This is a genomic window from Schumannella sp. 10F1B-5-1, from assembly GCF_006517535.1.
Classification (GTDB): Bacteria; Actinomycetota; Actinomycetes; order Actinomycetales; family Microbacteriaceae; genus Schumannella.
Map to the genome: position 1 here is coordinate 1 of NZ_VHQH01000260.1, position 285 is coordinate 285.

General features: G+C 78.2%; 1 pseudogene. It reads right to left on the reverse strand.

What is annotated here, in order from left to right:
- Positions 1-285, reverse strand: a pseudogene (locus tag FJ658_RS16540) (ABC transporter permease); the annotation flags it as partial.

Below are 285 nucleotides of genomic sequence, written 5' to 3' on the forward strand. Positions count from 1 at the left end.
GCCGCGAGCAGGAAGGTGGGCGCGGCGGCGAGCAGCGCGAGCAGCACCGACATGCCCTGCGCCGCCCCGCCCTGGCTGGTGGCGGCCTGCGGGGACTGCCAGGCGGGGTCGCCGGGCCGCGGCGCCGCGTAGGGGAACCGCGCCGAGTAGAGGCTCCCGACGCCGATGCCGCCGAGCAGCAGGGCGGCGCAGACGCCGCCGAGCGGTGCCGCGATCCCGACGTCGCCGTAGCCCCACGCGGTCAGCGGGATGCCGATCGCCAGCAGCACGATCCCCCAGAGCAGC